Here is a 3,387-nt window from a genome sequence, read left to right as displayed (position 1 = left end):
GGGAGCCTGGACCGGGTCGCCGTGACGCGCCGGGACACCGGCCAACGCCGGTCCCGTCGCCCCGGGGCCGGCAGGGGCATCGATTAAGGTGACCAGGTGAAGATCGCCCTGATGGACTCCGGAATCGGCCTCCTCGCGGCGGCCGCCGCGATGCGAAGGCTGCGACCGGACGCCGAGCTGGTGGTGTCCTGCGACCCCGACGGGATGCCCTGGGGTCCGCGGACCCCGCAGGACCTCACCGGACGGGCGCTGGCCGTGGCGCGGGCCGCCGCAGAGCTGCGGCCGGACGCGCTGATCGTCGCCTGCAACACCGCCTCCGTGCACGCCCTGCCCGCGCTGCGCGCCGCGCTCGAACCCGGGATCCCCGTCATCGGGACCGTGCCGGCGATCAAGCCCGCCGCGGCCTCCGGCGGCCGCGTGGCCATCTGGGCCACCCCGGCCACCACCGGCAGCCCCTACCAGCGGGGCCTGATCCGCGACTTCGCCGCGGGCGCGCGCGTCACCGAGGTGCCCTGCCCCGGACTGGCCGACGCCGTCGAGCACGGGGACGAGGCCGCCGTCGTACGGGCCGTCGCCGCGGCCGCCGCGCTGACCCCGGCCGACGTCACCGACGTGGTGCTCGGCTGCACGCACTACGAGCTGGTCGAGGCCCCGATCAGGGCCGCCCTGGACCGGCGCACCGGTGGCGCGGAGCTCGTCTACCACGGCTCCGCCGAGCCCGTCGCCGTCCAGGCGCTGCGCCGGCTCGGCCTCCTGCCCGAGCCCGGTCTGCCGCGCACCGGCGGCCTGAGCGTCCTGCTCAGCGGCCGCCCCGGCACGCTTCCGGAGGCCGCGCTCGGATACGCCGAGGGCCGTCTGCTCGCCGGGATCGCGGAGCGGAGCGCCGCCGTTCGGGGGTGACCCGGATCAAGGGGTGACGGCGGGCCCGGTGGCCTCGGCGGCGCTTGGCGTGCCGACTGCCCCGGCCGCGCCGACTGCCGAAGCCGCCTCGGTCGCCCCGGCCTCCGCGAGCCGCAGGGCCAGGTCCCGCAGGGCGGTCGCGTCCAGGACGCGGTCCCCGAAGCCCGGCAGGGGGACGTGCAGCGGGGCCGTCCACGCCTCCGGAACCGCCGACCGGCCGTACCGGGCCCCGGCCAGGGCGCCGGTGACCGCCGCCACCGTGTCGGTGTCCCCGCCGAGGTCCACGGCGGCCCGTACGGCGTCCGCGAAGCCGGTCGTGGTGCGCAGCGCCCACACCGCCGAGCCCAGGCAGGGCCACACCGCTCCGTTGAACTCGGTGGCCAGGTCCGGATGCCAGTCCGGGGCGAGGACCCGCGCGTACCGCTCGCGGTGATTCGGGTGCACCGCCTCCAGCGTCGCGGGGAGCGCGGCCAGCGGATCGGCCCCGTCCAGAGCCACCCGGACGAGTTCGTGGAGGACGGCCGTGCCCTCCCAGGCGGCCCGGTCCCCGTGCGTGAGCGCCGCGATCCGCCGGGCGGCTTCCATGGTCCGCTCCCGCCCCGAAGGCGCGAAGTACACCGCCGAGGTCGAGGCCCGCATCAGGGAGCCGTTGCCCGCCGCCCGCGCGTTGATCTGGAAGTGCAGGGCGGCGGCCAGCTCCCAGGACTCGCCGTTCGTCAGCACGTCCTCCGTCTGGAGCCCGATGTCCTTGGGATCGCCCGCCGCCCAGCGCCGGAACCGGTCGAAGACGTCAGGGAGTTCGAGCCCGCCGCACTCCAGCAGGGATTCGCCGACCAGTACCGCCATCTGGGTGTCGTCGGTCGCCTCGCCCGGGTCCCAGCCGCCGCCCCCGCGCATCTCCTGGCCGCGGGCGGTCAACTGCCCTGCGGGGCCGAACTCGTAGGGCGCGCCGAGCGCGTCGCCCGCCGCCGAGCCGATCACGGCTCCCACGGCGCGGTCGAGCCGGGTGGTCATGGCTTCTCCTCGTGCTCCTCGTTTCGGGGCATGCGCGGTCCAGTACATCGCGGGTGAACGCGTCCAGGTCGTCCAGCCCGGCCGCGGCCAGCGTGTCAGACGCCCCCGCCAGAGGTGGGGGATGGCCCCGTGCAGGGCGAGGGTGAGGGTGCGGGCCCGCGCCGGCCCGGCCGGCAGACCGGCGGCGCGCAGCAAGTGGTCGTGGGCGTGCTCGCCGCCACCGACCCGCAGACCTGGATCCGCTACCGGATGACCCACCTCCACCCGGCGCTGCCCTCCTTCACCCGCACGGCCGGACCCGGCCCCGTCGCGCTGGTCGGCGACGCGGCACACGCCATGACCCCGAACCTCGGCCAGGGCGCCTGCACGGCGATCCTCGACGCGGAGGCCCGGACCCTGCACCGCTTCATGACCGTCCGCCGCGCGGCCGTCCGGGACGCGCTCGTCGGTCTTCTCCCCGGTCAGCAGGGGCAGGCGAACACGCGCGGGACACCTCCGGTTCCGGGCGGCCGAGGCGGTGGCGTACGTGCGGAACGTGAGTACGCTGCTACACATGACGGTTCACCCCCCGGGTCCGCTCTGGACGGGCCGGGCCTCCAACCGCGTGCAGTGGCTGCTCGCCGGGGCCGGTGCGGCCTGCCTCGCGCTCGGCGTCGAACTCGCCGTGGACTACGCCGGGGACGCGGGCATCGTGGCGCTGCTCATGGCGGTGATCGGCTGCCTCGCCGTGGGCCTGCTGATCCTCTTCGGCACCCTGGCCTTCGTCCACGTCGCGGTCACCGTCGACGCCGAGGCGGTGGAGGTGCGCTGCGGCCACATCGGCGTGCCGCGCCGGAAGATCCGGCTGGCCGAGGTGGCGTCCGCCGAGTTCCTGCCCCGGATCACCCCCCAGCAGTGGGGCGGCTGGGGCTACCGCTGGCGCCCCGAGAAGGGCACCGCCGTCATCGTGCGCCGCGGCGAGGGCGTGGAGCTGCGGCTCGACGACGGCAAGCTCTTCACCGTCACCGTGGACGACGCCGAGAGCGCGGTCCTCGTCATCCGCGCCCACCTGCGCTCCCTCGCCCACTGAACCGCCCGCCGGGTCGCTCTCCCGGCCGGCGCCGGACCGTCCGCCGAACCGCCCCTGAGGCGTCCTCCGGCACAGCCCGGGGACGTACACTCCGCCAGATGAGCAGCAGTGCGACCCGCGCGGCCGGGAACGAGCCCCCGAAGCCCGTCAGCCGAGCCGAAGCGGAAGCGGAACCAGTGAACGGCTCCCCCCGGCCCCCGGCAGGTGCCCCGGCGGTATCCCCCGTGCGGCGGTGGGCCGAGCGGCTCGCGCGACCCGGGCTCGCCGTGCTGTCCGGCGTGCTGCTCTACCTCAGCTTCCCGCCCCGCCCCCTGTGGTGGCTGGCCCCCCTCGCGCTCGCCCTGCTCGGCTTCTGCCTGTACGGGCGCCGCGCGCGGGCCGGCTTCGGCCTCGGCGTCCTGCAC

At 76.4% G+C, this 3,387-nt stretch carries 3 protein-coding genes and 2 pseudogenes; 4 read left to right on the top strand and 1 reads right to left on the bottom strand.

Annotated features, from left to right (window positions below; genetic code table 11):
* Positions 1–96 precede the first annotated feature (96 nt).
* Positions 97–900: a glutamate racemase gene (locus ACWGDE_RS37490; protein WP_453393554.1), complete on the top strand. Its 804-nt coding sequence runs from the start codon at positions 97–99 to the stop codon at positions 898–900.
* Positions 901–906: 6 nt separating this feature from the next.
* Here the strand turns inward: ACWGDE_RS37490 and ACWGDE_RS37485 are convergent, their stop codons facing one another.
* Positions 907–1,914, bottom strand: coding sequence for an ADP-ribosylglycohydrolase family protein (locus ACWGDE_RS37485; RefSeq protein WP_453393553.1), 1,008 nt, complete (start codon positions 1,912–1,914; stop codon positions 907–909).
* A gap of 120 nt (positions 1,915–2,034) precedes the next feature.
* On the opposite strand from ACWGDE_RS37485, the pseudogene ACWGDE_RS37480 reads away from it, so the two are divergent.
* The 3 genes and pseudogenes from ACWGDE_RS37480 to ACWGDE_RS37470 form a co-directional block, all read left to right on the top strand.
* Positions 2,035–2,376: pseudogene (locus ACWGDE_RS37480) on the top strand (FAD-dependent monooxygenase); the annotation flags it as partial.
* 91 nt (positions 2,377–2,467) lie between these two features.
* The gene (locus ACWGDE_RS37475; RefSeq protein WP_453393552.1) at positions 2,468–2,983 is read left to right on the top strand and encodes a hypothetical protein; all 516 of its coding nucleotides are present in this window, start codon (positions 2,468–2,470) and stop codon (positions 2,981–2,983) included.
* Positions 2,984–3,081: 98 nt separating this feature from the next.
* Positions 3,082–3,387 (top strand): annotated as a pseudogene (locus ACWGDE_RS37470) (apolipoprotein N-acyltransferase); the annotation flags it as partial.

This window comes from Streptomyces sp. NPDC054956 (assembly GCF_053609185.1).
Note: the sequence above shows the minus strand (reverse complement) of the source record. Positions and strands in the feature narration are given on the sequence as shown.